23 protein-coding genes and 2 pseudogenes are annotated in these 26,552 nt (G+C 70.1%); 11 read left to right on the top strand and 14 right to left on the bottom strand.

Features of this window, described 5'->3' with window-relative positions:
- Window positions 1–59: 59 nt before the first annotated feature.
- The 7 genes from ABZ783_RS13380 to ABZ783_RS13350 all read right to left on the bottom strand — a co-directional run bounded on the left by ABZ783_RS13380 (window position 60) and on the right by ABZ783_RS13350 (window position 7,429).
- Complete coding sequence (locus ABZ783_RS13380) at window positions 60–1,352, bottom strand: phosphodiester glycosidase family protein (RefSeq protein WP_357437117.1); 1,293 nt, start codon at window positions 1,350–1,352, stop codon at window positions 60–62.
- A gap of 131 nt (window positions 1,353–1,483) precedes the next feature.
- A complete protein-coding gene (locus tag ABZ783_RS13375) occupies window positions 1,484–2,284 on the bottom strand; it encodes a GNAT family protein (protein WP_357437114.1) in 801 nt (266 codons plus the stop codon).
- Window positions 2,281–2,916, bottom strand: coding sequence for a DUF2306 domain-containing protein (locus tag ABZ783_RS13370; RefSeq protein ID WP_357437178.1), 636 nt, complete (start codon window positions 2,914–2,916; stop codon window positions 2,281–2,283). Before ABZ783_RS13370 ends, ABZ783_RS13375 begins: the two co-directional genes overlap by 4 nt.
- 29 nt (window positions 2,917–2,945) lie before the next feature.
- On the bottom strand, window positions 2,946–3,641 hold the full coding sequence (locus ABZ783_RS13365; protein WP_357437112.1) for a hypothetical protein: 696 nt from the start codon (window positions 3,639–3,641) through the stop codon (window positions 2,946–2,948).
- A gap of 127 nt (window positions 3,642–3,768) precedes the next feature.
- Window positions 3,769–6,495, bottom strand: a complete 2,727-nt coding sequence (locus ABZ783_RS13360; RefSeq protein WP_357437110.1) for a tetratricopeptide repeat protein — start codon at window positions 6,493–6,495, stop codon at window positions 3,769–3,771.
- A gap of 4 nt (window positions 6,496–6,499) precedes the next feature.
- Window positions 6,500–6,688, bottom strand: a complete 189-nt coding sequence (locus tag ABZ783_RS13355) for a hypothetical protein (RefSeq protein WP_357437107.1) — start codon at window positions 6,686–6,688, stop codon at window positions 6,500–6,502.
- 438 nt (window positions 6,689–7,126) lie between these two features.
- Window positions 7,127–7,429: a MerR family transcriptional regulator gene (locus ABZ783_RS13350; protein ID WP_357437105.1), complete on the bottom strand. Its 303-nt coding sequence runs from the start codon at window positions 7,427–7,429 to the stop codon at window positions 7,127–7,129.
- Between the two features lie 705 nt (window positions 7,430–8,134).
- On the opposite strand from ABZ783_RS13350, the gene ABZ783_RS13345 reads away from it, so the two are divergent.
- The gene (locus ABZ783_RS13345; RefSeq protein WP_357437102.1) at window positions 8,135–8,956 is read left to right on the top strand and encodes a hypothetical protein; all 822 of its coding nucleotides are present in this window, start codon (window positions 8,135–8,137) and stop codon (window positions 8,954–8,956) included.
- On the opposite strand, the gene ABZ783_RS13340 is transcribed toward ABZ783_RS13345, so the two are convergent.
- A complete protein-coding gene (locus tag ABZ783_RS13340) occupies window positions 8,860–9,672 on the bottom strand; it encodes a hypothetical protein (protein WP_357437099.1) in 813 nt (270 codons plus the stop codon). The genes ABZ783_RS13345 and ABZ783_RS13340 overlap by 97 nt on opposite strands.
- A 70-nt stretch (window positions 9,673–9,742) precedes the next feature.
- Here ABZ783_RS13340 and ABZ783_RS13335 point away from each other — a divergent pair.
- Window positions 9,743–9,950: pseudogene (locus tag ABZ783_RS13335) on the top strand (transposase); the annotation flags it as partial.
- 48 nt (window positions 9,951–9,998) lie between these two features.
- Here ABZ783_RS13335 and ABZ783_RS13330 read toward each other — a convergent pair.
- The 4 genes and pseudogenes from ABZ783_RS13330 to ABZ783_RS13315 all read right to left on the bottom strand — a co-directional run bounded on the left by ABZ783_RS13330 (window position 9,999) and on the right by ABZ783_RS13315 (window position 13,287).
- Window positions 9,999–10,553 (bottom strand): hypothetical protein, encoded by a 555-nt coding sequence (locus tag ABZ783_RS13330; RefSeq protein WP_357437097.1) that lies wholly within the window; start codon window positions 10,551–10,553, stop codon window positions 9,999–10,001.
- Between the two features lie 379 nt (window positions 10,554–10,932).
- Window positions 10,933–11,278 (bottom strand): annotated as a pseudogene (locus tag ABZ783_RS13325) (ISL3 family transposase); the annotation flags it as partial.
- Window positions 11,279–11,605: 327 nt separating this feature from the next.
- Window positions 11,606–12,607, bottom strand: a complete 1,002-nt coding sequence (locus tag ABZ783_RS13320) for a CU044_5270 family protein (protein WP_357437095.1) — start codon at window positions 12,605–12,607, stop codon at window positions 11,606–11,608.
- A 44-nt stretch (window positions 12,608–12,651) separates the two neighbouring features.
- Entirely contained in the window at window positions 12,652–13,287 is a 636-nt protein-coding gene (locus tag ABZ783_RS13315; protein ID WP_357437175.1) for an RNA polymerase sigma factor, read from the bottom strand.
- Between the two features lie 594 nt (window positions 13,288–13,881).
- On the opposite strand from ABZ783_RS13315, the gene ABZ783_RS13310 reads away from it, so the two are divergent.
- Both ABZ783_RS13310 and ABZ783_RS13305 read left to right on the top strand, forming a co-directional pair.
- Window positions 13,882–14,133, top strand: coding sequence for a hypothetical protein (locus tag ABZ783_RS13310; protein WP_357437093.1), 252 nt, complete (start codon window positions 13,882–13,884; stop codon window positions 14,131–14,133).
- A gap of 107 nt (window positions 14,134–14,240) precedes the next feature.
- The gene (locus ABZ783_RS13305; protein ID WP_357437091.1) at window positions 14,241–15,440 is read left to right on the top strand and encodes an acyl-CoA dehydrogenase family protein; all 1,200 of its coding nucleotides are present in this window, start codon (window positions 14,241–14,243) and stop codon (window positions 15,438–15,440) included.
- Here the strand turns inward: ABZ783_RS13305 and ABZ783_RS13300 are convergent, their stop codons facing one another.
- Entirely contained in the window at window positions 15,441–15,713 is a 273-nt protein-coding gene (locus ABZ783_RS13300; protein WP_338013313.1) for a GAF domain-containing protein, read from the bottom strand.
- 125 nt (window positions 15,714–15,838) lie between these two features.
- Between ABZ783_RS13300 and ABZ783_RS13295 the strand changes: the two genes are divergently transcribed.
- Genes ABZ783_RS13295 through ABZ783_RS13275 form a run of 5 tightly spaced genes read left to right on the top strand, consistent with a single transcriptional unit; the run spans window position 15,839 to window position 22,650 of the window.
- The gene (locus tag ABZ783_RS13295; RefSeq protein ID WP_357437088.1) at window positions 15,839–17,539 is read left to right on the top strand and encodes a DJ-1/PfpI family protein; all 1,701 of its coding nucleotides are present in this window, start codon (window positions 15,839–15,841) and stop codon (window positions 17,537–17,539) included.
- Window positions 17,539–18,930: an AfsR/SARP family transcriptional regulator gene (locus ABZ783_RS13290; RefSeq protein ID WP_357437086.1), complete on the top strand. Its 1,392-nt coding sequence runs from the start codon at window positions 17,539–17,541 to the stop codon at window positions 18,928–18,930. Before ABZ783_RS13295 ends, ABZ783_RS13290 begins: the two co-directional genes overlap by 1 nt.
- Window positions 18,927–20,828 carry a BTAD domain-containing putative transcriptional regulator gene (locus tag ABZ783_RS13285; RefSeq protein ID WP_357437084.1) on the top strand — a complete coding sequence of 634 codons (1,902 nt, stop codon included), beginning with the start codon at window positions 18,927–18,929 and terminating at the stop codon, window positions 20,826–20,828. The genes ABZ783_RS13290 and ABZ783_RS13285 overlap by 4 nt, the downstream gene beginning before the upstream one ends.
- A complete protein-coding gene (locus ABZ783_RS13280; RefSeq protein WP_357437081.1) occupies window positions 20,819–22,033 on the top strand; it encodes a sensor histidine kinase in 1,215 nt (404 codons plus the stop codon). The genes ABZ783_RS13285 and ABZ783_RS13280 overlap by 10 nt, the downstream gene beginning before the upstream one ends.
- Window positions 22,030–22,650 (top strand): response regulator transcription factor, encoded by a 621-nt coding sequence (locus ABZ783_RS13275; RefSeq protein ID WP_357437078.1) that lies wholly within the window; start codon window positions 22,030–22,032, stop codon window positions 22,648–22,650. Before ABZ783_RS13280 ends, ABZ783_RS13275 begins: the two co-directional genes overlap by 4 nt.
- 193 nt (window positions 22,651–22,843) lie before the next feature.
- Here ABZ783_RS13275 and ABZ783_RS13270 read toward each other — a convergent pair whose 3' ends face one another.
- The gene (locus ABZ783_RS13270) at window positions 22,844–23,911 is read right to left on the bottom strand and encodes a nucleoside hydrolase (protein ID WP_357437076.1); all 1,068 of its coding nucleotides are present in this window, start codon (window positions 23,909–23,911) and stop codon (window positions 22,844–22,846) included.
- Window positions 23,912–24,250: 339 nt separating this feature from the next.
- On the opposite strand from ABZ783_RS13270, the gene ABZ783_RS13265 reads away from it, so the two are divergent.
- A complete protein-coding gene (locus ABZ783_RS13265; RefSeq protein ID WP_357437073.1) occupies window positions 24,251–24,754 on the top strand; it encodes a hypothetical protein in 504 nt (167 codons plus the stop codon).
- Between the two features lie 133 nt (window positions 24,755–24,887).
- On the top strand, window positions 24,888–26,279 hold the full coding sequence (locus tag ABZ783_RS13260) for an erythromycin esterase family protein (protein ID WP_357437071.1): 1,392 nt from the start codon (window positions 24,888–24,890) through the stop codon (window positions 26,277–26,279).
- Window positions 26,280–26,552: the final 273 nt, after the last annotated feature.

Genomic DNA, 26,552 nt, shown 5'->3' with positions numbered 1-26,552 from the left:
GCGTCACCTCGGCCGGCCCCTCGCGTGGCCGCTGCTGCGGCCCTCGTTGGTGGTGGCGGTTAGTTCCCGCTGCGGTACGGGCCGTCCACGTAGATCAGCGCGTCGCCGACGGCCCGCTCGGTCGACCCGCTGGGCCGGTTGACCAGGGCGCCCTCGACCGACATGGCGGTGGAGCCGCCGCCGTCGAGGTTGACCGCGTCGGACATGCCGAGCGCCTGGGCGACGGCGGCGGTCTCGTCCATGGTGGTGCCGACGCTGGTGGTCTGGCGGCCGTCGATGGTGGCGAGCACGATCTTCCCGTCCCGGGTGGTGCCGGCGATGGTGCGCGGGTTGCGGTCGAAGAAGCTGCCGGAGCCGGCCGGTACGACGATCTGGCCATCTGCCGTCAGCGGGTACCGCCCGGTGACCCCGAACAGGCCGGGTCGCGCGGGCAGGTGCTCGCCGTTCTGGTCGGTCAGGGTTGAGGTGGTGCTCACGCACCCCTGCGCGGTCACGTTGAGCAGGGCGGCGGTGTCCCGCCCGGTGGCCTGCAGCGAGGTCTGGCCGGCCGCGAGGGTGGTGCCTCGGGTGGTCGCGGTATGCACGACGCAGCCGAGCCGGTCGAGGACGACCTCCACGCCGGCGCCGGACGGGGTGGCCGCGGCGAACTCGGGGGTGAACTCGACGACGTCGCCGGGCAGGGTGCACTGCGTCTGGTCGGCGAGGGCGGCGCAGCCGGCGGGCACGACCGGCGGGTGGTTGATGAACTCCAGCGGCAGGGTGGCGTCGGTCTGCCGGTTCCGTACGCTGCCCGACCAGCTCAGCTTCCCGGTCAGGGCGCGGTTGCTGTTGGCGTCGACGACGAAGTTGACCTCGGCCGGGTCTGCGATGGGCTCGCTGAGCAGCTTCCCGCCGAACAGCCCCAGCCCGACCGGGTCGCCCGGGTAGAGCTGGCTGGCGGTGAAGGTGAAGAAGGAGGCGTTGACCCCGGCCAGGGCGCCGGAGGCGCGGACCAGGTCGGTGGTCTTCTCGACCTTGGCGAGGTCCGGGCCGTACGTCGCCTTCAGGTGCCCGCGGGCCTTGCTCGGGTCGATGGTGAGCACGTTGATCACCCACGGGCCCCGCCTGGTGGTGTTGATCTGGTCGGCGGGTGCCGGCGCGCTGCCCCGCTCGATGCGGGTGAGGGTGAGGCCCTCGGTCAGGGCACGACTGGTGCGTACCTCCGTCAGGTCGGCGTCCCCGAGCGGAAGGGCGTCGGTGGCGGCCTCGGCCCGGGCCTGCGGGACGACACCGAGCGCCACCGCGGCGAGGGTCGCTGCCGCGATCGCCCCGGACCGGCGGAAGCGGGACAGGTCAGCAGTGGAAACAGTCATGGCCGTGATCTTGGCGGCGCCGAGGAACCACGATCCCGACTCCACTTGACACCGAGCCGAATTGTGGTTGAGGAACAACTGACCCGAAGGAGTCGACGTGAGCGGCACCGACAAGCCGATCGGCTACTGGCTCACGCCGGCGACCACTCCTGTTCGAGGATGGCGTAGCCGACCGTGTCCAGCCATCGGCCGGACCGGTGCAGTGACTCGCGGACTGCGTGCACTTCGCGGCGCATGCCGACGCGCTCCATGAGGCGCCAGGAGGTGCCGTTGCCGAGGAAGCAGTTCGCGGTGACCCGGCGCACGCCGAGATCCTCGAAGCAGTAGCGGAGGAGCTCACGTACGGCTTCGGTGGCGTAGCCGTGGCCGGTGAAGGCGGGATCGAGGACCCAGCCGAGCTCTGCCTGCGTGTCGCGCGCCTGGTCGGCGACATCGAGCTGGGCCCAGGCGTCCTCGCGGCGGAGCATGAAGTCGCCGATGGTCGGGGCCTCGGGGTCGTGGCCGAGGGTGACGATGACAGTGGTCGCGAGGCGGGCAGGCTTCGAGAACAGCTCGCGGTAGCCCTCGAGGTCCGCGGGGCAGCCAGTGAGCCACTCGTTGACCGACTCGAGCTGACGGAACGCCCAGGTCGGGTCGGCGTCGTCGGCGGTGGCGGGACGGAGGGTGAGGCGCTCGGTCTGCAACGGGCGCTCGAGCACCGACGCGCAGATGGGGGCCGGCGTACCGGTGGCGCGGAGCTCAGTGAGGACGACGCCGATGTCGCGCAGTCCGGCGAGTACACCGTGGAGCTGCGCTTGGTCGGCGACCGAGACCGTGACGGTGGTGGTGCCGTCGTCGTCGCGGGTCAGGTCGAGCTCGCCGAGCCAGGCGGACCAGTGGTCGTCGAGGTGGCCGTCGACGCGGATCGTGTACGTCGTGGGGGCGGTGTTCATGAGGGCGCTCCAGTTTGCTGAGGACCTGTGGGGAGTGCGGGGCGCCGACGGGCGGGACTTCGAAGGGCCCACTCGGCAACGGCCAGGTTGATCACCCAGCCGGCGCCCTTGGCGAGATCGGCGGCGAGCACACCGGGGCCGAAGATCGCGCCGCCGATGCCCTCGGTGAAGGCCTGGGTGCCGGCGGCCAGGCCGATCGCGTACGCCCGGATCATCCACGCCCGGTGGGCCGCGATGTCCCGGCGACGTACGGCGGTCGAGCCGAGCACAAGGCAGGCGGCCATCGCGGACCCGAAGACCAGGCGGAGCACGTAGAGCAGGCCGCCGGTGCCGGGCTGCGCCTCGTAGAACAGCGTCATCCAGAGAGCCGAGGCCGCCACCAGCAGGCCGGCCACGGCCAGCACCCGGCCGGCACGGCGGTGCCAGGCCAGGTGCCGGCGGCGGAACCGTGGCATGAGCTGCAGGATCCCGACGAGCAAGTACATCGTCGCGCCGACGATGTGCACCACGAGCGGGAGCGGGAGGCCGGTGAACCGGTGGTCAGCGGGGATGACGGCCGGGCCGCCGGCCAACTGGATCAGCCGCAGCGCCCCGGCCGTCAGCGGGATCGCGCTTAGGGCGACCAGCGCCATCGGCACCGGCCAGCTCCGTTTCCGGGTGCTCACCGGACCGCGGCGACGTCGGCGTGGACCGTGGGCCGGGCGTCGACCGCCTCGGCGGCGTCGACCCGCCGGCGCCCGTCGCGCCACAGTGAGATGCCGAGGCCGATCAGTGCGACGCCGGTGGGCACCGCGAACGGGCGGTCGAAGGACTCCGGGAGCACGGACAGCGCCAGCGCGGAGACGGTGCCATAGGCCAGCAGCAGGGCGGCCCAGCGGGGCAAGATGCCCGCTCGGAACAGCGCGATGCCGAAAAGCAGGCCGCCGAGCGAGTAGCAGATGCCGGTGATGCCGAACAGGACGGTCATGCCGCCGATATCGCCGCTCGAGCTGCCACCCATGGCGGCGTCAACATAGTCCTGGACGTAGCCCGGGCTCGTCTTGGCCACGGTCGGCAGGACGCAGGCGACGATGACCTGGTTGGCGAACATCGCGAGGTATCCGACGGTCAGCAGCACGTAGCCGGCCACCCCGAGAACCCCGAACCGGCGGTGGTTGCGGAGGAACATGCCGGCGAAGCCGGCCAGCGACAGGACGGCCATCACGGCCTTGGCGGTCTCACGGACCGCCATCTCGGTCGTCACGATGTGCGCAACGTCGGCCGGTGGGTGGTTGACCTGGACGCCTGCGTAGATGGCGCCGGCGGCGGCCGCGCACAGACCGGCGGCTGCGGTGATGCGGTGGGTGGTGATGTTCATGTCGGATTCCTTGGTGCGCGGTGCCGGGCGGCGTGTCCGGCGATATCCGGGACGTTAGGAACCGACGTGGTGAGGTCACATCGCCATGTGATGTGACCGGGGTGGTGATTCGGCTCCGCGGTGACGCTCAGAGCAGGCCGAGGTCCGCGGCTCGGCGTACCGCGGCGCGGCGGGTGTTCACGTCGAGCTTGGTGAAGATGTGCTTGGTGTGCGTGCGCAGCGTGTTCACCGATACGAAGAGCTGTCGCGCGATCTCCGGCCCGCTGAGGTCGGTCGCCAGCAGGCGCAGGACCTCGAGCTCACGCCCGCTGAGTCCTTCCTCGGAGGTGGGTCCGGCGGGTGCGGGTGCCGACGGTCTTTGTGCGGCGGCCAGCAGGTGCTCGGCGTGCGTCCGTACGTCGTGCGGCGCGGCGCGGGCGACCTTCCCGAGCAGCTGCGCCATCGGGTATCCCTCGTCGAGGAAGAGCCGGCAGTAGCCGGCCGGCACCCCGTCAGCGAGGGCGGCAGCGAGGTCGCGCGCCGCCGAGTCCACGTCGCCGTTCGCCTGGTGGGCGAGCGCCCGCACCAGGCCCGCCTCGACCAGGCTGCCGTCGCGGCCCGCCGTCCGCGCGGCGTCCAGCACGCGGTCGAGCAGGTCGAGCGCGGCGTGCGCGTCACCCTCGGCGATGAGCAGCCGGGCGAGGGTGAGTTGGTCGTACTCGGCCAGGTAGGCCAGCGGATCCGTCGGCACGACGCCGCGCTCGCGGGCCCACGCTCGCGCCTCATCGAGGCGGCCCTGGGCGATCCGCACCCGTGCTCGGGTCGCGGCGATCGGCCGCACGTCCGGGAAGTAGCCGGGCAGGAAGAGCGGCTCCGCCTGGTTGAGCATCGCGACCGCGCCGTCGAGGTCGCCTTGCGCCTGCAGCAGTGCGGCCGTCGCGGTGTACCAGCGGTGCCGGTTCTCCAGCAGCGACGCCCGGTCGCCGAGCTCGCGGGCGAGCTCGAGGTGCTCCGTGGCCGCGTCGAGGTCGCCCTGCTCGCGGAGGACGTTGGCGAGGCCGACGTGCAGGTCGCCGGTGGTGGGGAGCACCGGGCCGGGGTGGCTCTCGGCCGCGGCCAGCGCCCGTTCGTAGAGCCGGCGCGCCTCGACCGGACGTCCGCGCGCCAGCCACATTTCTGCCAGCACGACGGTCGCGCCCAGCTCGTCTGCGACCATGCCGGCCGCGTGCAGGCTGGCGACCGCCGCGGTGAACGTGTCCACCGCGGCGCCGAGGTCGCCGGCCGCCCAAGCCGCCAGGCCGACGAAGCCGGCGGCGGCTCCGCGCGGGAAGTGGTCCTCCGGCCCGGCCAGCGCGAGTGCCCGGCGGGCGTGCGAGACGGTACCGTCGACATCGCCCCTGGCCTGGGCGACCGCGGCGCGGTAGACCGCGATCATGGCTGGGAGGGAGCGGAGTTCGCCCTCCCGGTCCCGGGCCGCCTCGGCCAGTGAGCCCGCGGTAGGAATGGTCGATGGCGGCATCGTGTCGAGAGCAGCCTCAGCGGCGTCGAGCCACGCCTCCACCCCGTCGAAGTCGCCCTCGGAGAGCCGGCTCCACCCCACGAAGGTGGCCAGCAGCGGTCGGCGACGGACGACGTCGCCGGGCAGCGCAACCAGCCAGTCGCGAAGGGTGCGGTCCTGGCGTCGTCGGCGCATGTCGGCCTCGGCGAGCTCGACGAGGTCGGCGGTGTGCTCGTGGTCGCCGCTCGCGATCGCGTGCCGTACGGCGTCGGCCAGCAGCCCGTTCTCGGCGAGCCATCGGCTGGCCGCGGCGTGCAGCTCACCGACCCGGTCGGCCTGCCGGGCCGCCAGGCGGGCACGCAATGCGTCGGCGAAGAGCTGGTGGTAGCGGTACCACCGGCGCTCGTCATCGAGCGGTACGACGAACAGGTGCTCGCGCTCAAGGGTCTCCAGCATCGGCTGACCGTCGGAGCGACCGGTCAGGGCGTCGCAAAGGCCGCCGGTCAGCTGGTCGAGCACGGAGGTGTCGAGCAGGAACGCGCGCACCTCGTCCGGCTGCCGGTCCAGAACCTCCTCAACGAGGTAGTCGAGGACGAACCGATGGCTCCCGGAGAAGGCCTCGACGAACCCAGCGACATCTCCAGGCCCGTCGGCGGCGGCATGGGTCCGGGCCGACAGCGCGGCCAGCTGCAGCCCCGCCGCCCACCCCTCGGTGCGCGCCTCGAGCGCGGCCACCAGCGCGGGCTCGAGCTGCAGCCCCATCACCTCGTTGAGGAACACCTCCGCCTCGTCGGTGGTGAACCTGAGGTCAGCGGCCCGCACCTCCACGAGCTCGCCCCGCGCACGCAGACGGGACAGCGGGAGCGGCGGGTCGGCCCGAGTGGTCACCGCCAGTGTGACCTGCGGAGGCAGGTTGTCCAGGAGGAAGGTCACCGCCTCATGGACGGCGGCCGCGTCGATGACGTGGTAGTCGTCGAGCGCCACCACCGTGGGACCGGCGAGGACGTCGAGATCGTTGATCAGGCTGACCAGGACGGTGTCGGTTGGCGTGGCGCCGCCGGCCTCCAGCAGGGCGAGCGCGTCGACACCAGCCTCGGGCTCGGCGGTCTGAATCGCGGCCACGAGGTGGGTCAGAAACTGTCGGAGGTCGGCGTCGCCTGTGTCGAGAGCCAACCACGCAACTCTGCGCTGCGACTTCTCGACCGCCGCCAGCCACTGCACCAGAAGTGTGGTCTTGCCGAACCCAGCCGGTGCCGCGACGAGGACCAGCCGCGGCCCTTCGCCTCCGTCCGTGCGCAGTTGGTCGGTGAGGCGGGCGCGCTGCACCAGCCGACGACGCGGCGAGGGCAGGTGCAGCTTGGTGCCCAGCACAGGCATTCGATCATCGTAGGCCCGCTGTGAGGCGGTGGTCAGCCGGTACTGGCCTGCGAGCAGTAGGTGACGTGCGGGGATGGCTGGTGATGCCGTCCAGGATGGTGATCAGGTTGTGGTGGAAGGTTTCCTCGGCGTTGAGGTGGGCGCCGTCGATGACGAGCCGGGCGACGGTGGGGTAGCGGCCTGTTGCGAGCATGCGTGTCAGGTAGGGCCCGGGGGTGGCCTGTCAAGCGGACACGTCGGTGCCGGTTAAGCGGGCGGTGCGGCGCTCGGTGATCTCCCCTGCGGAGCGCACCACGTCAGATGCGGTGCACCGGTGACAACTACGGATGAAAGCCCCAGCACGTGCTATCCCCCTCAGGTCCTACTACCTCACCCACACCTGACGTTAGGCTGGCGACGGGCCGAACTCCGGGGGCTGGCCCGCAGAAAGGGCAACTGGGGCAGCCACGTCGAGCCGCTCAGCCGGGCGGACCGGTTAGGGCAGGATGGCGGCGGGGACGAGTCGTTGCGCCCGTCCGGGCGTCTGCGGCACGGGCCGGGGCTGCGGGCGGTGACGACAAACGGCCCCTGCCCTGACGGGCGGGACCGTGTGGCGGTTGCGTCGCCCGGCCTGTCGCCGGATCGGGTGTGGTCAGCGGGGCTGCTGAGATTGGTTTTGCCGCAGGGCTTCCTCGAGTTGGTCTTCGAGGATGATGATCCGTACGGCGGAGGCCATGTCGGTGCCCTGGTCGCACATCTCGCGGGCGCGGGCGGCCAGCCGCAGTTGGTATCGGGAGTAGCGGCGGTGACCGCCGCCGGACCGGTACGGGTCGATTAGTTTCGCCTCGCCGAGCCGGCGTAGAAAGTCCGGCGAGCAGCCGACGATCTCCGCCGCGCGGCCCATCGTGTAGGCCGGGTAATCCTCGTCGTCGAGCCTGTCATCCGGTTGTGCCATGCACACCTCCATCACGAGGGCCCCGGCGCCGTAGCGCCGGGGCCCAAGGGTTACGGGTCAGAAACACCATTCACCGACAGGAACGTCGGTGAGTCATATCCGCACCAGCCGCGCGAGTCGGCTTCGGGTGCGGGGATCGCATAAGCGTGACCGGAGACCACCTCTCGTTCGATGGAAACAACGGTGTCCGCGCCGATCCCAGTCGATGCGGCCGGCAGCGGGCGATCCAACGGTGTGTACAGCCCTCCCTCTCCTCTGACTTCCTCTACTACTACTTGCTGTCCGCCGGTGTCGAAACCCCACGCGACTCCATGGCCCCAGACACGTGCGGTGGAACGGTTACTGCTAGCAGCGGAACCCCTGAAACCTGACGTCGGCCCCACCACTTCGGTACCCGGGAGCATGTCTGCCCCCGGGATACCGCCGTACTGAACTTCCACTTCAACTACAAGGTGCTGTCGTTCAACTGCCTGGTACTTCTCGTGCTGAGCAGGGCCGTGTCGCTTGCTGGCCCTGCCCCCTCGCCTCGTCCGGCGGTTCCGTCCGCGTCGCTGTCGTTCCTTTGCTCTCAACCCGAGAAAATATAACCGGCGACGGCGAGCATGTCTACTAACTCGCGCATAGATTCCGCCGACTCGGCGCGGGCGTGCCGGCGGACCGACCGGGTATGCGGGCGTTCGCAGTTCATGCGACAGGAGGGACATCATGCAGAAAACCCTCGCGGCCGGACAGGTCAACATCAGTGGCGCCCTGACCGACCTGTGGCGATCCGTGCTGCTCTTCGTGCCGAAAGCGGTCGCGTTCATCGTGATCCTCGTGATCGGCTGGCTCATCGCCCGAGCCGTCCTGAAGATCGTGGACAAGGTATTGGAACGGGTGGGCTTCGACCGCGCGGTCGAACGCGGCGGCGTGAAACGCGCGCTCGAACGCAGCAAGTACGACGCCAGCGACATCCTGGCCAAGCTGGCCTACTACGCGGTCCTGCTGTTCACCCTGCAGCTCGCGTTCGGGGTCTGGGGACCAAACCCGATCAGTGGGCTGATCCGAGGCGTCATCTCGTGGCTGCCGCGAGCCTTCGTGGCGATCATCATCGTGATCGTCGCCGCCGCCATCGCCAACGCCGTCCGGGACCTGGTGACCGGCGCGCTCGGTGGGCTCTCGTACGGGCGGGTGCTGGCCAATCTGACAGCGGTCTTCATCCTGGCGCTCGGCATCATCGCGGCACTGAACCAGGTCGGCATCGCCACCACGGTCACCACTCCGGTGCTGATCGCGTTCCTCGCCACCGTGGCCGGCATCCTGATCATCGGGGTCGGCGGGGGCCTGGTGAAGCCGATGCAGGCCCGCTGGGACGGTTGGCTCAACCGCATGGCGGAGGAGTCCCGGGCCATCCGCGAGCAGCGGCAGGCGCAGACCGCCGGCCGGGCCGACTACGAACGGCAGATGGCCGACCGGGGCGCGGCGACCACCCAGGTGATGCCGCCATCGTCGGTGTCAGGCACCCAGGGCCGGCAGAGCCGCACGTAGCGGTCCGGCAAGGTCAGCGACGAGACCCAGCAGTTCCACCGGCCAAACCCGTGAGGAGAGGCGTGCGAGGGTGTGCCCACGTTCGGCTGCGGGCACACCCTCGCCGCAACCCCGGCGCTTCCCGACGACGCCTCCGCCGGCAGAGGTAGATGACTCTTTGGGCGGGGATCTGGGCGCGCCGACGGATCGCGCCGACACAGGTCGATTTGATGGACCGGACAGGCGTCGGGACTGGTGGCGCTGGAGGGGGCCAACGCCGCGATGCTGCGCGACGGGGACGGCGAGACCGCCCATGTCACGAACGGCCGGCGCGACGCGTGGATCACTGCATGATCTGGCACGCGGATCTGCCGCTGACAACGCATGGAGTCTCTGCGGGGATCGTCACTGTTCGTGTGCAGCTGCCTGTCGCCGTTCATGAGTTGGCTGGTGCAGTGGGGGGCGATTTCGTCGAGGAGGCCGCGGATGCGGTCGGCGGTGCAGCGCTGTCGTTCGACCTCGCGGGCCCAGCCGCGTTCGTTGGCGTCGGCGATGAGTTGTTCCTCGGTGCGCAGGCGTTCCTGCAGGCGGAAGATGTACTGCGGGGTGGTGACGAACTTGGGGCAGGTCAGGTAGATGTCGCACGGGCCTTCTTGGGGCAGGCGTAGGCAGCGGCCGAATTCGAGTTCGGTCTTGTAGAAGTTGGTCTGCAGCCAGTCGAGGACGGTCTGGTCCACTTCACCGCGGCGCAGCGTGTCTGCGAGGGGTCCGGCGATGGTGGCGCCTGGTTGCAGGACGGCCTGGTAGTTCCTCCTGCGTGACCTGCCCGTGCAGGTCCTCGCTCGGATGCGCTCAGACCGGGTACTACGCCGAGCAGTGGCAGCCCGGCAACCCGGGACGATCGGCCGACCCCGCAGGCACGGCGACGAGTTCGTCTTCGGCGATCCCACCACCTGGGGTGAACCGGACGCAGCCACCATCGCCGACACCCGGGCTCTACGGCACGGCGCGGGCGGCGTTGGTCGCCTCGGTCGTTCACCCAGTTGGTCGCACGGCCCGGGTGTCAGATATTGATGGGCTCCTCATCGGGCCTCCCGTGCCGTGCGTGGTATGTGCGCCTCCGTCGCCACCACCAGCGCAGCAACCAGAACAATCCCTTCACTGACTCCGGCAGCAGGAACGGTCCGACAGCAGTCACGACAACGAGCTGCCAGACCCGTGCATCGCCCGGATCGGCCACATGGTCGAAGACGATCAGCGCGGCCATCACTGACCAAGCGGCATCTGCTCCCCAGTCGCGCACCTTGACCAGGGCGCGCCGCCAACCCTTCCGTACCGGAGGATCGGGAAACTCGCCCCTGATCACCAAGGCCATCCAGCCGCGCCACCCAACGGCCAGCGCATAGGCGAGCATCATCGGCAGCCTCACCAGCACGATCCACGCAGCGAACCTCGCAGGGCTGGCAGCCACCTCACCCAGCACGCTCGGAGCGATCGAGGCCAGCACCACATACGTGAGAAGGAGGAGGACGAAGTCGAGGGCAAACCCATACAACGGGAGTCCCAGCATGAACAGCCAGCCCAGCCGTCTAACCTTGCGCGGGCTCATCTCTGCCATGCCGATCATTGTCCGAGCGGGTGGCAAGAATCGGTAGGGAACCTCCTGCCATCGCGTTCGCCGTCGACCCGCCGCTGGGAAGAGCGAGCTGCCACCCGGCCGCTACGTCAAGCTGACCTTGACGCACGTACGGACGCTGCCGGGACAGACTGAGTCGCATCTCGTGTCACGGACCGCGACCCCGGCGGACACCGCCACAGTGGCGCAGTTGACCCAACCTCGCCCGGCACGGACCCGGCCCCCCCGGGTCGGCGCCGGCCACCGGCGGCCGCCCCTCCCTCTCCCAGGTGAGCGGTTGACCTGACCCTGAACGGCTGTGGAGCCGGCTCCTGGATGACTTGTCCGGTCTCGGGACCTGCGTGACACTCCCCGATGGGGCCCGGGCGCCGGCGCGGCCGGCCAACTGACGCACCACTGCCCCGACCTGGGAGATCAGCCGGGGTGTGCGGCGCTGGTAGCGGTTCAGGAGCCCGGGCAGGTGTTCCCGGAAAGTCTGACGGCAGCCTTGGGTCGCACACCAGCCGACGTACCCGGACCACCACCGGCCGAGCATCGACCGGCACGTCCGCGACAGTCCGCTGATGACATCCGTGCACCCAGCCCGTTACCGCCGCGCAGCCCGGACAGGCCACCGACCCCTCGGGAGTCCGAGTCCGCACCAGGATCCGTTCGCCCTCGTCCGCAACGTCGTCGATCGCCACCGGCAGCAGCCCCGAGAACACCATCTTCCTAAGATCATCGATCTTGCCCACATGACCTCGACGACATCGACTACCTTCGGTCACCACCGAATGTGAGACAAAGCCGTCAGATCCACACTCCCCACCCGGAGGCCGTGGGCGGCACGGGGACGGCGGGCCGCGATCGCGGCCCGCCGTCCTAGCTAGTCCGGCCAGGCGTAATGGCCCGCTAATGGCCCAACCCGGTGGGCGGTGGACATCTCCTAAGGTCGTTTGCCGATAGGGTCTTACCCGCGTGACCAGTCGATCTGCTCGGCGGCCAGGTCTATCCGCGCCATGCCGTCACCCCCCAGGTGCGCCGGGCGCTGGGCTTCAGCCGGTCTGGCCGGCCTTGTCGACAAACTTCGCCGCCACCCGGGTGATGGTGAACTGGACCTCACCCCGCTTGATCCGAATGGGCCCGGTGGGCGACGTGAACGTGTGATCCTTGGCCGCCACGGAGCGGTACCCGACGAACTCGTGCGTGCCGGCATCCAGCAAAAGTTGCTCGAAGCGCCAACCCTCCTGAACCCGGCCGACCGCCACCACCGGCCGCCCGTTGACCATGACCGTCCCCGGTTCCTGGGTAGCCCCAGGAACCATGCCGATCCCCCGCCACAGCGCCGCCGCAACCCGCGGCGGGAGCACGTTGCTCTCCAGAATCATCGCGAGGCGGCCGAACAGAAGGCTGTCCATGTCATCCGACGGTTTGATGTGCGCTGGTACGCCGCCAGCCTCATGCTGCAGTTGCCCGCGGACGGCATCGAGCAGCTTGCCCGGGTCGGTGGGCAGCGCGACCGCCTCGGGGTAGCCGTTGTCCTGCGTCCACGTGTCGAACTTGCCGGTGTCGGGGTTCCATTCGGCCATCTTCAAGCCGTCGACGCTGCGCCACACCTCGGTGATCTCGTCCTGCCGCTGGCCCTTGTCCTTGGCGATCGAGCTCGGGTTGCTCTTGTGGTCCTTGACGTAGACCCACTGGTCCGGGCGGGGCGGCGTGTACGGTTGCGCGGCTGCGTACTGGGCGGCCAGCTCGAACGCGGGGGCCGGGGCGTGCTTCGACGGTGGGTTTTGCGCCGTATGCTGCGGTGTGGTGTCAGTGGGCAGGCTGCCAGCGGGCACGGTGCCGGTGTGCAGGGCCCCGGTACCGACCGCCACGGCGGCGACAGCGGCGGCCGCCAAGCCCGCGGTGGCGAAAAGGAGCCGCCGCTGCACCCGGCGGGCCGCCCCGGACTCGCGTTGGTCCCGCTGGATCTCGCTCATCAGAAACTCCTGAAGTTGGCGCTGGCGGCCGCCAGGTAGATCAACCTCCGCCAGTTCCGGCAGCAGCCGGGCCACCTCGTCACGGTCATCGCCGGCGGGCTGGTTCGGGGTCATGTCCATCAGATCTCCTGAACGAACCGGACCGCGTTGTCGCGGTCGACTGTTACCTGTCCGGGGCGGGCCGGCGGTTCCCGCCGTATCCGCTGAGGCTCCACAACACCCCCGGCGACGAGTGCGGTGAGCTTCCTGCGGGCCCGGGAGAGCCGGGAGCGGACCGTGCCCACCGGTACGTCCAGTGCTGCCGCAGCCTGCGCATAGTCCAGGCCCGACCAAACGCACAACGCCAGCACCTCACGCTCGGCGCGCCGTAACGACCGCAGCGCCGCCACCACCCGGGCCAGCCGCTCGCGGTCGGCCAGCCGGGCGGTGACGCCCTCGGCGAAGTCCGGTTCCGGTTCGGCATCGGGTAATCGCGCCAGCGCACCCTCGTGGCGCCGCGCGGTCCGACGCACGTTGCGCGCCACGTTGGTGGCGATGCCCAGCAGCCAGGGCCGCAGCGACCCGGCCGCATCATCGATGTCGACCCGTTCGCGCAGCCGCCACGCCTCCAGGAACGTCAGCGACACCACGTCCTCCGCCGCCGACCAGTCACCGATCAGCCGGAAGGCATGGTTGTAGACGGCGCGCGCGTGCGCGTCGAACAGTTCACGGAACGCCTCAGGATCCCCCTGGCGAACCCGTTGGCGCACATTCATCTCCACACGTGATAACTGTCCGCGGCCCACGTCCCGGTTCCCGTCAGGCGCAGTGAAGGGCGCCAGCAGCCCTCGGACGAAGTCACGCACCGGGGCGACGCGGCTCAGGCCTGCGGAAACGCTGCCCGACCGTCAACATCAGGTCGTCGAACAACACCCGCCACCGCTGCGCGTCTACCCGTCCTCCGAAGCAGTAGCACCTGCAACTTCGGCCCCCCGCACGGCCTCGCGAAAGCGAGCCCATGGGTCGAGGCAGGAGAAGTGAGTTCCCGCAAATCAACAAGCTCCGCGCAGTGCTGTCCGGTCCGCCCGAACTGGCCGGAGCGCTGCTTTGAACTGGCCGGAAGATCGCTGAGGACAACACCTCTGCACATACCGCTCCTCTGCCTCAAGCCCATCTCTGTCGAAGATCCCCGCCGGAGGCAACGTTCCGGGTACTGGGGCAGTCCGCAATCGGCCGGCGCGCCGGCCGATGCCGGCGCTTGCGCCGCCAGCAGGCCGAGCGCGGCCGGCGCGGCCCGCTTGCGGGCCGCCTTGACTGGACGGCCGGCACGCTGCTGGTGTCGCACAGCGTCAAGCGGATCAAGGAGCGCAATGCAGCAGTTGGCCGGGGCGCATGAAGCGGTCCGACAGGACACGTTTCCCAGAATCCCGGACCTGATGACCGCCGCACCTGTCCCCAGAGGGTGGGCGGCGAATACGGTTCCGCCGGTGGACAGCTACCTCGAGCTCGCATCCTGCCAGGGCTGGCCGGGCAATGCGCTCGATCGCATCAACGCTCTCGCTGACGGATCGCCCGGCTTCGCGTGGCGTCTTGTCAACACCCACGCGCTCTACGCCGTGTGAGAAGCCCGCGTTGAGTCGCACCAAGGCGCACAGGGCGGCCTACGAGCGGTGCCGCTGTGCACCTGCCTTGATCACGTCAACGGGTAATTCATGAAGGGGTCCTGGGGATGGATGGCTATTTCGCTACCGCCCGCCACGAACGGTTGCGGGAGGAAGTCAGAGCGTTCGCGGAGGCCGAGGTGCGGCCCCGGGTACCGGAGATGGAAGCTTCCCGTGCTGTGGCGCACGAGCTTTCTCGGCTGATCGCCCGTCAGGGCTGGATCGGTGTCACGATCAGCCCCGAATACGGTGGCATGGGCCTGGGGCACATGGCGAAGACCATCGTCATCGAGGAGTTGGCGCGGGTCAGCGGCGCGATGGGCGCGATGGTGCAGGCCTCGCAGCTCGGCGTGGCCAAAATCGTCCACTTCGGGAGTGATACCCAGAAGAAGACGTGGCTGCCGGCCATATCGAGCGGTGACTGCCTGCCCACCATCGCGGTCACCGAGCCGGAGTCAGGTGGACATGTCCTCGGCATGACGGCCAGAGCGGTGCGTGACGGCGACGACTACATCCTCACGGGCCGGAAGGTTTTCGTCGGCAACAGCCACGTGGGCGACCTGCACGGCGTCGTGGTGCGGACAGGGCCGGCTTCCAAGGGGTTGTCGGCGTTCCTGGTGGAGTCGGACCGTCCGGGCTTTTCGCTGGGTCCGCACCGGCCTGCCATGGGTTTGCACGGCTTTAGCTTCGGCGAGCTGAACTTTGACGACTGCCGGGTTCCTGCGGCCAACATGCTCGGCGAGGAGGGAGACGGGCTGGCGGTGGCCTACTCGTCCAGCGTTCTTTACGGCCGTCCCAACCTGACGGCCGTCTCGCTGGGCATCCACCAGGCCGTCATGGACGAGACGGTGGCGTACGCCGCGGAACGGCACCGCTACGGCAAGCCGCTGCACGAGATACCGTCGATCAAATTGAAGATCGGGCAGATGCAGTCGCGGCTGATGACCGCGCGGCTGGCCGCGTACCACGCGGTGCACCTACTCGATCAGGGGCAGCCCTGCGACGCGGAGCTGATGAACGCCAAACTCGTCAACGTCGAATACGCGCTGGACTCGGCGCGTAACGCGATGGAGATGCAGGCGGCCAGCGGTCTGTTTACCGATCGGCCGCTGGAACGGTACGTGCGCGACGCGTACCACATCTTCGCTCCGGCCGGAACATCCGACGTGCAGATGCTCCGGCTGGGCGAGATGGCGCTGGGGCACTCGAAGGGTCAGTGGTCGCAGCGGCTTGCCGCAGCCGTGACGGCGGCTGCGGGTGCCCGCTGACTACTGCGTACGCCGGTCACGCTGGTTGATCCGCTCCACCAACTCTTGGGCGAGGGCCTTGACGGTCTCCAGTCCCGGTCGCCCCCAGGGGCGCGGTTCGGTGTCCACCACACAGATGGTGCCGAGCGTCGCACCGGTGTGGTCGATCAGTGGCGCCCCCGGGCAGGAGCGGATACCGATCCGGATTGCCGGCGAATCTCGGGTAGTCGGCGGCGGGACTGTCCATCGATCGACTGACACCGGATTCCGTCTTGTCGCCGTCCCGCGCGGCACCCCGGCCGGCGCACGATCGACACATCGACCGGCGGCCTGCCGAGCTGCAGGCAGCCTTCTCCGCAATCAACGGTTTGGAGACAACGATGCGACCCGTCTTCCGGTTTGGCGTACATCTTGTTGAGATGGTCGTGGCGATGCTGGTCGGCATGTTCGCGCTGCGGCCGCTGTGGGCGTTGACATTGCCCGGCGCGATCGAGCGGACCGACGTACGTACGCTCGCGATGGCCACCGGCATGGCCATCGGCATGGCGGTCTGGATGCGTGTACGTGGCCACGGTTGGGCCGGCATCGGCGAGATGACCACCGCGATGTACGCGCCGTTCATCGTGCTGCTCGTGCCGTACTGGTTCGGCGCCGTCTCTGCCGGTGTCGTCATGACCGGAGGCCACGTGCTGATGGTGATCGCGATGGTCGCGGTCATGCTGCGGCGGCGGTCGGAGTACACGCACGGCGGGCACCGACTGCCGCGCGCCGTGGTACGGATCGGCGCGGTGGTGCTGGCGCTGGCGATCCTGCCGGTGTCGGTCGGTGCGACGGTCGCCACAATGAACAAACGAAGCGTGTACGCGCCGCCGGCGCCTTCGCCGGGCGCTCCGGCGCCGGCATCACGGCCCTTCGACCCGACGCTGCCGACCGCCGTCGTCGTGCTCGGCGCCGAGGGGGCCCACGCCGGGGACACGCTCGGACCATTCGAGGTGCTGGCCGTCACGGGACGCTTCAACGTCCTCACCGCCGCCCCGACCCCGGCACCGGTCGCCCTGACCGGCGGCCTGGACCTGGTACCCGATGTCACGTTCGAGTCCCTGACCACCCGGCTCGGCGGCCGCGCCGCAGACGTGGTCGTGGTACCCGCCATGCCGCGCACCGACGAGCCGGCGGTGCTCGACTTCCTCCGGCGGCAGGCCGACGACGGCGCGCTGATCCTCAGCGTGTGCGTGGGCGGCGAGGTCGCCGCAGCCGCCGGGGTGCTCGACGGGCACACCGCCACATCGCACTGGTACTACCTGGACGGCCTGGAAAAGGACTTCCCTGACGTGCGGTGGCAGCGCGGCGTCCGCTACGTCGACGACGGCCAGGTGATCAGCACCGCCGGCGTGCTCTCCGGCATCGACGGCACGCTACGCGTGATCGAACGCCTGACCGACACGCAGGTCGCCGCCGCTGCGGCACAGGCCGTGGGCTGGCGCCACTACTCACCCGGAACGCCGCTGCCGATTCCCGTGCAGCGCTTCGGTGCCGGCGACGCGATCGCCGCACTGAACCAGTCCTACCGCTGGGACGCGCCAACGGCCGGGGTCCTGCTCACGGAGGGCGTCGGTGAACTCGAACTCGCCTCGCCGTTCACCACCTACACCGAGGCCGTCTACGCCGCCCGCACGCTCGCCGTGTCGTCAGGGGCCACGACCGTCCGCTCCCGGCACGGGCTGACGTTCGTGCCCCGCGCGACGCTTGCGGACGCACCGCAGCTGGACCGGCTGCTGGTGCCCGGCGCGGCGGCCGCCGCCCGGCACGACGCGCCCACGACCCACGACCTCCAGCCGACGTACCTGCACGCGACACCCGGGTTCGCCTTCGACGGACCACTACGCGACATCGCCACCAACGTCGACGTCCCCTCCGCGGCGTGGCGAGCCAAACTCCTGGAGTACCCGACCGGAGACATCACCCTCACCGGCCGCGGCTGGCCCTGGGAGCGCACCCTCCGCCCGGTCGTCCTCGCGCTAGCCGGCCTGGCCCTACTCGCCGGTGGGCTGGCCGTACACCGGCGCCGGACACGCCGACCGGTGCAGCAGGACGACCACCGCGCTCCGGCAGCCGTGTAATGAGCAGTTCGAGCGGTCGGCGCATCGGGCCGCCCGATGTCATGGTGCCGCCGGAGGTCCACCGCTCCCCCGCGGACGCCGTCACGTTCGGGTTGCTCGGCCCGTTCGTCATGCTGGTCCAGGGCCGACCCGTGCCCGTCCGCTCGCCCAAGCACCGGACGCTGCTCGCCGCGCTCCTACTGGGAGGCGGCCGCGTCCTTCCGGTCCGGCACCTCGTTGACGCCCTGTGGGACGGCCGCGAGCCGGACAGTCCGCGACGTGCGGTCCAGCTCACGGTGGTGCGGCTTCGCGCGCTCCTCGACGCGGCCGGCTGCGCCGGCGTGATCACCACCAGCGCCGACGGTTACCGGATCGAGCTGCCAACGGAGTCCCTCGACCTCAACCGGTTCCGACGGTGCCTCGACGACGCCGATCGGGCGGCGAACCGGCCGGACCTCGCCGCGGAGGCCGCGGCCCTGCGGCGAGCGCTGTCCCTGTGGCGCGGCGAACCGCTGGCCGACGTCCCCTCCGAGACGCTGCACCGACTGCACACGCCGGGTCTGCGTGAGCAACGGCTACGCGTACTCGAACGGTGCTTCGACACCGAACTGCGCCTCGGACGCCATCGTGAGGTGGTGGAGGAACTGTTCGAGGCGACGACCGCGCACCCGTTGCGCGAGCGGCTGCGGGCGCAGCTCATGACCGCGCTGCACTGCGACGGTCGACGCGCGGACGCGCTCGCCGCGTATCACACCGGACGCCGGCACATGGTCGAGCAACTGGGCATCGATCCCGGCGAGGAACTGCAGCGCCTGCACGCGTCAATCCTCGACGGTCTCCGGTCCCGCACCAGCGGCGCGATTCTGCCGCCTGCGGTCCCGCGTCAGCTACCGGCCGACGTATCCGGGTTCACCGGACGGATGGCGGAGCTCGCCGAACTGGATGCCATGGTCGCCGGGCACGGCCCACGCGAGCCGCAACCGGCGCCCGTCGTGGTGGTCACCGGCGCGGCGGCCGTCGGCAAGACAGCGCTGGTGCAGCGCTGGGCGCGACTTTCGGCAGACCGGTTTCCGGACGGCCAGCTCTGGGTCGACATGCGCGGCCACCAGAAGAATCCGATATCGCCGGGCGACGCACTCGGCCGGTTCCTTCGGGCGCTCGGTGCACCGGACGAGGTGATTCCACCCGATCCAGACAGCCGGGCTGGGCTGTACCGAACCTTGATGGACGGCCGACGGGCCTTGGTCGTGGTCGACCACGCTCGCAACGCCGAGGATGTCCGGCCGCTGCTTCCCGGCGGGCCCGGCAGCGCCGTCCTTGTCACGAGCCGTGACCGGTTGGCCGGTCTGGTCGCGGCGAACGGCGCTCGCGTCCTGCCTCTGAACAAGCTCGACGGCGGGGAGGGCCCATGAACCGCGGCGACCTGAGCTTCGGTCTGCTGGGACCGCTGGCCGTGCGCTCCGCCACGCACGGTCAGCTGCACATCCGCTCGCCGAAGCACCGGATCCTCCTCGCCGCGCTCCTGCTCGCGCCCGGGCAGGCCGTGCCGGTCGCCAATCTCGCCGAGGCCGTCTGGGGCACGCGTCCGCCGGCGAACGCGAGACGTGCGCTGCAATTGCACGTGTTGCGGGTGCGCGCCTTGTTCATGGAGGCCGGGCTCGCTCCGGTGATCGCGAGAGACGCCGGCGGGTACCGCATCGACATCGACGCGAACGCGGTCGACGCGTGGTCGATCACGCGGCTGGTGGACGAGGCGGACGCGGCAGCCCGTCGCACGGATCCGCAAAACGAACTCGCCGCGCTCAGCCGGGCGCTGGACCTGTGGCGCGGTGAACCGCTGTGCGACGTGCCGTCGGACCTGCTGCACGGCAGGTATGTCCCAGTCCTCGACGAGCAGCACCTACGCATCGTCGAGCGGTACCACGACGTCGGCCTCCAGCTGGGCCGCTTCGACGAGACGGCCGAGTCCGCTTTGCGCCATCTGGCGCGGTACCCGCTTGCCGAGCCGTTGTGGCACCAGCTCATCACGGCGTTGCACAGCAGTGGCAGGCGGGCGGACGCGCTGCAGGCATACCACCAGGCTCGGCAACAGCTGGCCGCGGACCTCGGCGTCGGCCCCGGGCGCGCGTTGCAGCGGCTCTACGCGAGCGTGCTGTCCGGCCACAGCGCGACCGCTGACCTGGCCGGCCCGCCGGACGTGCCGCGGCAACTGCCGAATGCGATCGCAGGGTTCGTCGGGCGCTCACCAGAACTGCGGCAGCTCGAGGCACTGATCGACAGGAGTGACCGGCAGCCGGCAGTAGCGGCGCTGACCGGCATGGGAGGCATCGGCAAGACCGCACTGGCGGCCCACTTCGCCCGCCGCGCCGCGGACGCCTTCCCGGACGGCCAGCTCTGGATCGACCTGCGCGGGTACGACGCTCGGCCGGCCCTCACACCCACGCAGGCGTTGACGATCCTCCTGCGGTCGCTCGGTGAGCAGAGCTCGCAGATGCCCACCGACTTGGACGGCCTCACCGAGCGGTACCGGTCGGTCATGGCCGACCGGCGTGCGCTGATCGTGCTGGACAACGCCCGAGACGCCGGCCAGGCGTGTGCGCTGTTGCCCGGCGGATCGCCGAGCCTCTTGCTCATCACAAGCCGTCACATGCTCAGCGACGTGGTGGTCCGCGCCCGAGGGCAAGCGCTCCGCTTGGAACCCCTCGATCGGCAGGAGGCGCGTGCTTTGCTCACCGCCCGGCTCGGCGCCGACCGGGTGGACGGCGAGCCCGAGGCGGTCAACGGCATCGTCGACGTGTGTGGGGGCCTGCCGTTGGCGCTGGCCATCGTCGCTGCCCACGGGGTGGCCTGTCCCACCGCACCGCTGGCGGATCTACCCGGGCAGTTGCAGGCAGCCGACGCCGACCTCGACCGGTTCTCCAGCACCGACGTGCGGGCCGATGTCCGCACAGTGCTGTCCTGGTCCTACCAGGCCCTTGGACCCCAGGCGGCGCAACTGTTTCGTCGACTCGGGCTCCATCCGAGCCCGGCAATCCGCGAGGCGGCAGCCGCGGGCTTGGTCGAGGCAGGGCCGGCCGGGGTGCGACCGCTGCTTGACGAGCTGGTCGCGGAGCACCTGATCGCCGAGCCGCAGCCGGGCAGTTTTGTCATGAACCGGCTGGTCCATGCGTACGCGGTCGAGCTGGCACGGGCCTTCGACAGCGCCCGACGGCGCGTCCTGGCGCGGTACGGCCTCCTCGACCGCCTCGCCCGGCACGGGCGAGCTTCCCTCGCCCCCGACGACGGGCGACGATGGTCGGTATGGGAGTGAGTGTGGACGCGCGGCCCAGCCTTCAGGGCGCGGGCGAGGGTGCGGGCCGACTCTGGGACGCCTATTTCGCGGCGGTCTTCGCCCTGACACTGGCAGCCGTGGCGTTGTCCGAGGCGTCCGCCGCCCGGCGTTGGCTCGCCGCCATCACGCTGGGTGCGATCGCGACGCTGTACCTGGCGTACGGGCGCGGCCTGGCGCGCCGGGGCACCATAGACAGCCGCGCCGGTGGCTTCCTCGCGGCAGTGCTGGTGCTGTTCCTCGTGGCGCTCACCGGAGCGGCGCCGAGCTCGTTCCTGCTGTTCGCGATCTGCCCGCTCGTCTTCCGCATGTTGCCGATGTGGCCGGCCGCCGCCGTCACCACACTCGCCAACGCCCTGCCGGCGATCGTCGCGATCCAGCGTGAGGGCTTCGCCGGGCAACTGCACACCCACCTGCTGCCGATGGCGGTCGGTGGCGCGATCCTGTCGCTGGGGCTCGGCCTGTGGATCCGGGAGGTGGTGCGCCGCAGCCGCGAACGGGCGGACCTCATCGTGCAGCTGGAGCAGTCCCGGGCCGAGGTGGCCAGACTCTCGCACCAGGCCGGTGTCGCCGCCGAACGGGCCCGCCTCGCCGGGGAAATCCACGACACGCTCGCGCAGGGCTTCACCAGCATCATCGCGCTGCTGCAGGCCGCCGGCTCCGATCTTGACGACCTGGAAAGCAACCCGGACGGTGACCGGGCCCGGCACCGGATAGACGTCGCCGTGCGCACGGCTCGGGAGAGCCTCGCCGAATCCCGGGCGCTCGTGGCCGCGCTCGCGCCGGTCGCCTTGGACGCCGGCCCGCTCGACGAGGCGGTCCGAGACCTCGTCGCCCGGCTGGGCGAGCAGACGCTGATCCGCGCGTCCTACCGGCTGTCCGGCACGGTACGGCCGCTGCCGACCGCGGTCGAGGTCGTCCTGCTGCGCGCGGCTCAGGAGGCGTTGGCGAACGTCCGCCGGCACTCGTTCGCGTCCGAGGTTTCCGTAACGCTCGGGTACAAACCGGACGCCATACGGCTGGTCGTGGCGGACGACGGGCGCGGCTTCGACCCCGCCTCCGCCAGTGGCGGGTTCGGGCTCCGCAGCATCCGCGCCCGGACCGACGAGGTGGGCGGGACGCTGACCGTGCAGAGTGGCCGGGACGCCGACCAGGGTACGACGCTCACACTGGAGGTGCCGCAGTGATCAGGGTGCTGCTCGTCGACGACCACCCGGTGGTCCGTGAAGGCCTGCGCGGAATGCTCGAGGCCGAACCCGACCTCACCGTGGTGGGTGAGGCCTCCTCCGGTACCGAGGCGGTGCGGCTCGCCACCGACCTGGCGCCGGACATCGTCCTGATGGACCTGCGTATGCCGGGCATGGACGGCGTCGCCGCCACGGCGGAGATCGTGGCCGGGCCCGCGCCGCCGCGGGTGATGGTGCTGACCACCTACGAGTCCGACGCCGACATCCTGCGCGCGGTCGCCGCCGGCGCCACCGGCTACCTGCTGAAGGACGCAACGCGGACGGACCTGGCCGGCGCGGTGCGCGCCGCCGCCCACGGCGAGACCGTGCTGGCCCCGTCGGTGGCCACAAAACTCGTCCAGCAGGTGCGTTCCCCGGCCCAGCCGCCACTGTCGGCACGCGAGATCGACGTGCTCCGGCTGGTCGCGCGGGGCCTGACCAACGCGGAGATCGGCACGGCCCTGTTCATCTCGGAGGCCACCGTCAAGACCCACATGTACCGCGTCTTCACCAAGCTCGACGTCACCGACCGCACGGCGGCCGTGACCACCGCCATGGCCCGCGGCCTCCTCCAGTAGGCACCGAGAAGACCATCATGGCCACTATTCGTTCCAGTTCGGCGAGGGGGAGTTTGCTGCTCACCGGCGGGTTGCACGGCTTGGTCAGGACGCTCGGTCCGCGGGTGCGCGCCGACGCCGACGGGCAGCGTTCGACCTGCAGTTCAGCTGCGGGCGACACTCGGGTCGGCCGTCGCGGACGAGGGCGACGTGGTCAGGGGCGGCCGTTGAGCGAGTCGAGGAACCGCTGCTCGAACGCCTCGGTGTTGACGTCGAAAGCCGCATGGACCCGGCTGCCGGCCGGGGAGACCATCGTCCGGCCCGACTGCACGCCGTCCTGGACCACGTCCACGCGCGCGTCGCGGAACGGCGCGAGTTCCTCGTGGACCAGGGCAACCGCCGCCGCGGCGTCCCACCAGTACATGATGCCCAGGTCGATCAGCGCGAGCAGGTCCGGCTGACTGGCAATACGGTACGCCAGGCGGGCACCAGGTGCGTCCTGATTCGCGGCAAGCCGGGCGATAAACGTCCGCGTGATGGGTACGGACGCGGTGGCGTCCAGCGGGACCAGATACACGCTGCTGGAAAGAGCCTTGCGGAGCACGGTGCGGGCCGAGACGGGATCGAGCCACATATTGAATTCCTGCGAGTTGTCGAACCCGGGAAGTGCCGAGCCGTACAGGTTGCCCGGGACCTCCAGGGCACCGCCCATGATCTGTATGCGGCCGATCCGCGCCGCGACACGCGGAACGCAAAGCGCGGCGGCCAGATTGGTCAGCGGGCCGGTGGCCACGACGGTGACGGGCCGCGCGGAATCCAACACAGTGCGGCAGATCAGGTCGGGCGCCGACATGGGCGCTCGGTACCGGGGCAGTGACGCATCGCCCAACGCCCCGGTCAACACGTTCTCGATCGTCGCCACCAGCTCGGGAGGGGCGGGATGGACACCGGCACCGGTCGCTCCTTCGGCGACCGGTACCTGCGGGAGACCGCACTGCTCCAGCACGCTGCGCGCATGCCGGAGGGTCCGCTCGGGATGGCCGAATCCGTTGTTGGCCACGGTGACGGCGCGGAGATCGATCCGTCCGAGCTTGTGCTCCTCGCAGAGGTAAGCCAATGTCGAGGCGTCATCGAAGTCCATGTCGCTGTCGTAGATCACCGGAACCGGCTGGTCATCGGGAATCGACGCGGGTGCGGCCTCCGACGCCGCCGCATGGCCCAGACTTCCGCCGAGGACCGCCGACCCCAGGACACCCAGCGCCGATCGCCGTGTCAGCCTCATCGTTGCTCCTCGTATCAGTCGGCTGGTTGGACCCGGAAGGAGTGTCCCGTACGGCTGCTTCAGATGGCCTTCAGCGGGCCTGGCCTGTACCTCCGGTGGGGCTACTGCTGCTGGGGCCCGGACCTCGCGGGAAGGCCGCGCAGCGCGGGGGTCCTTGCGACCATCTGCTTGTTTTCCTGATCAGGAAACGCCGAGCGGACCGATGGCGCCGGCATCACCCGAAGGCCCGGGACCCTGCTGGAAGGCAATCTGAAGCGGCCGGATGGCACGGTGTATCGCGGGCCTCAAAGCGCCGGCAGCGTTCACTGGGCGCACGACTGAAGAAAGGAAAAGGACGCAATGGGCACTGCCCCGCTCCGGCACGCCTACCGTGCGCTGCTGGATGCTGCGGCCGCAGTGGCGGACTCCGGCCACCCGAGCAAGCCGGCCGGCGAGTGGAACGCGGACCAGATTCTGGCGCACGTCACCCTCATCAATGCCGCCACCATCACCGCTGCTTCCGCTGTCGCTGGGGGAGCGAACACGACCTACGACAACCGCATAGCTCTCGACACCTGGACCATCGAACGCGTCATCGCGCTCGCCGGCGGCAACGTAGGGCTCCGGGGGCGCATCCGCCTCCAAGGAGACGCCCTCTGCGCACTCGGCGGACCGGCGTTGAGTGAGGCCGAACTCGACACACTGGTGCCCGCCCGGCTCCTTTCCAGGGACACACTCCTGGTCAATCAGCCGCTGCCGCTGAGGGACATCATCACCGGCCTCGCAGAAGTGGAACTGCCCGGACACACGAAACAACTCGTAGCCCTCCTGCGGGACGGCGACGGCGCCGAAATCACAGCGTGATCCTTCAGCCTGCAACGACGGGCAGGCAGTGGTGCCCGGGTGTGGGCGTGACTGTCGCCCGACGCCAGGTCAAGGGCAGCTGGTCCTGGCCCGGAGCGCATCTCGTGCGCCGCCCCTGGGGATCCGCACGTGGATGGCAACAACGATCGTGGCTCCGTTGGCCGAAGAAAGGGAGATCTTGATGAATCAGCGCAAACGGTTCGGGGATTGGCCGCTACGGCTGCTAACCGCAGCTGTAGCCGCCGTTGTGGTGCTCCCGGTCGGGCTCGCTGCGCACGCTCAGATTCGGGGTCGGGCGCAGCCAGTGCCCGAGCAGCCGGTGACCGGCTGGGTCAGGCACAATGCCGCGACGCTGAGCAGCATCGACCCCGCTGCTGCGCTCGACGACCTGGCGCCCGTTGGGCGGTCGGTCGGCGATGCGGAGATCGTCGGGTTGGGCGAGTCGATGCACGGGACGGCAGAGGAGACCAGACTCAAGCATCGGGCCTTGCGTTTCCTGGTCGAGCGGATGGGTTTCCGGTCGATTGCCTGGGAGGAACAGTGGACGACCGGGCCCGTCGTCAACGAGTACATCCGTTTCGGCCAAGGTGATCTGGACACGGTGATGGCCCGGCTGGGCCCCCAGTGGCAGACGCGTGAGGTCGCGGATGTGCTGCGGTGGCTGCGTGACTTCAACGCCGGCCGTTCCGACAAGGTGCATTTCGTCGGTGTCGAGTACTACTGGACGTGGCTCGAGGCATACGACGCGGTCGACGCCTATGTCGCCCGTGCCGCTGCCCAGCGGCTGCCGGAGCTGCGCAGCCACCTGGGCAAGATCCGTCCCGCTCCCGGCTCGACTGTTTTGGAGCACTTCCAGAAGTACCAGGCGGAGCCGGACAAGGAGCCGTACATCCGTCAAGCCCACGAGGTGTACGACCTGGTCGCTCGCCTGCCGCACCAGCCGGGGGACCGTGCTCACGCGCTGGCGCTGCACAACGCCAGGCAGATCGTCTCGTTCTACGAGCACTACAACCTGTCAGCCGATGATGCCCTCGTTTACCGGGACGCTCGCGCGGCCGAGAACCTGAGGTGGTGGCGCGAGTTCAGCGGTGACAAGATCGCCTACTGGGCGGCGAGCCCGCACACCGCCAACGCCCCGCAGCTACGCATGGGCGCACCAGGCCAGACGGACAAGCGCTTCCCGAGCGCGGGTTCGTACCTGCGCCGCTGGTACGGCCAAAAGTACCGGTCAATTGGCTTCACCTTCGACCACGGCACCGTGAATGCCTTCGGCACCATGACTCCCATGCCACCACCCGCGGCGGACTGGTTCGAGCAACCCCTCGGCAGGGTCGGCGTCGGCCAGTTCACGCTGGACCTGCACACGGCCGCCCCGCCGCCGGTCCGTAACTGGCTGGACGCCCCCATCAAGACCCGTGGCCTACCTGACGGCGGCCCGGATGCGTTCATGGACGGTGGCACCCTGCGCCAGTGGTTCGACGTGATCGTCCACCGCCAGGAGGTGACTCCCGCACAACCAGCCTGACCACCACGGCAAGGTGCCGCCGCCGGTCACCGGCGGCGGCACCTCAAGGGCCCCCGCACGGCCTCGCGAAAGCGAGCCTATGGGTCGAGGCAGGAGAAGTGAGTTCCCGCAAATCAACAAGCTCCGCGCAGTGCTGTCCGGTCCGCCCGAACTGGCCGGAGCGCTGCTTTGAACGAGCCGGAAGATCGCTGAGGACAACACCTCTGCACATACCGCTCCTCTGCCTCAAGCCCATCTCTGTCGAAGATCCCCGCCGGAGGCAACGTTCCGGGT

The sequence above is a fragment of the Micromonospora sp. NPDC047738 genome, from assembly GCF_040642675.1.
In the GTDB taxonomy this organism is placed as follows: domain Bacteria; phylum Actinomycetota; class Actinomycetes; order Mycobacteriales; family Micromonosporaceae; genus Micromonospora.
The sequence above is the reverse complement of the archived record's forward strand: the minus strand, read 5'-3'. Positions and strand labels throughout refer to the sequence as shown.

Excerpts from the sequence above, each read along its gene's own strand:
- ABZ783_RS13375 (WP_357437114.1), bottom strand. The coding sequence starts at position 2,284 with ATGAACACCGCCCCCACGACGTACACGATCCGCGTCGACGGCCACCTC.
- ABZ783_RS13350 (WP_357437105.1), bottom strand. The coding sequence starts at position 7,429 with ATGGCACAACCGGATGACAGGCTCGACGACGAGGATTACCCGGCCTAC.
- ABZ783_RS13280 (WP_357437081.1), top strand. The coding sequence starts at position 20,819 with ATGGGAGTGAGTGTGGACGCGCGGCCCAGCCTTCAGGGCGCGGGCGAG.
- ABZ783_RS13380 (WP_357437117.1), bottom strand. The coding sequence starts at position 1,352 with ATGACTGTTTCCACTGCTGACCTGTCCCGCTTCCGCCGGTCCGGGGCG.
- ABZ783_RS13295 (WP_357437088.1), top strand. The coding sequence starts at position 15,839 with ATGGTCGTGGCGATGCTGGTCGGCATGTTCGCGCTGCGGCCGCTGTGG.
- ABZ783_RS13260 (WP_357437071.1), top strand. The coding sequence starts at position 24,888 with ATGGCAACAACGATCGTGGCTCCGTTGGCCGAAGAAAGGGAGATCTTG.
- ABZ783_RS13360 (WP_357437110.1), bottom strand. The coding sequence starts at position 6,495 with ATGCCTGTGCTGGGCACCAAGCTGCACCTGCCCTCGCCGCGTCGTCGG.
- ABZ783_RS13310 (WP_357437093.1), top strand. The coding sequence starts at position 13,882 with ATGCAGCAGTTGGCCGGGGCGCATGAAGCGGTCCGACAGGACACGTTT.
- ABZ783_RS13305 (WP_357437091.1), top strand. The coding sequence starts at position 14,241 with ATGGATGGCTATTTCGCTACCGCCCGCCACGAACGGTTGCGGGAGGAA.
- ABZ783_RS13265 (WP_357437073.1), top strand. The coding sequence starts at position 24,251 with ATGGGCACTGCCCCGCTCCGGCACGCCTACCGTGCGCTGCTGGATGCT.
- ABZ783_RS13345 (WP_357437102.1), top strand. The coding sequence starts at position 8,135 with ATGCAGAAAACCCTCGCGGCCGGACAGGTCAACATCAGTGGCGCCCTG.
- ABZ783_RS13355 (WP_357437107.1), bottom strand. The coding sequence starts at position 6,688 with ATGCTCGCAACAGGCCGCTACCCCACCGTCGCCCGGCTCGTCATCGAC.
- ABZ783_RS13270 (WP_357437076.1), bottom strand. The coding sequence starts at position 23,911 with ATGAGGCTGACACGGCGATCGGCGCTGGGTGTCCTGGGGTCGGCGGTC.
- ABZ783_RS13290 (WP_357437086.1), top strand. The coding sequence starts at position 17,539 with ATGAGCAGTTCGAGCGGTCGGCGCATCGGGCCGCCCGATGTCATGGTG.
- ABZ783_RS13365 (WP_357437112.1), bottom strand. The coding sequence starts at position 3,641 with ATGAACATCACCACCCACCGCATCACCGCAGCCGCCGGTCTGTGCGCG.
- ABZ783_RS13285 (WP_357437084.1), top strand. The coding sequence starts at position 18,927 with ATGAACCGCGGCGACCTGAGCTTCGGTCTGCTGGGACCGCTGGCCGTG.
- ABZ783_RS13370 (WP_357437178.1), bottom strand. The coding sequence starts at position 2,916 with ATGGCGCTGGTCGCCCTAAGCGCGATCCCGCTGACGGCCGGGGCGCTG.
- ABZ783_RS13315 (WP_357437175.1), bottom strand. The coding sequence starts at position 13,287 with ATGAATGTGCGCCAACGGGTTCGCCAGGGGGATCCTGAGGCGTTCCGT.
- ABZ783_RS13330 (WP_357437097.1), bottom strand. The coding sequence starts at position 10,553 with ATGGCAGAGATGAGCCCGCGCAAGGTTAGACGGCTGGGCTGGCTGTTC.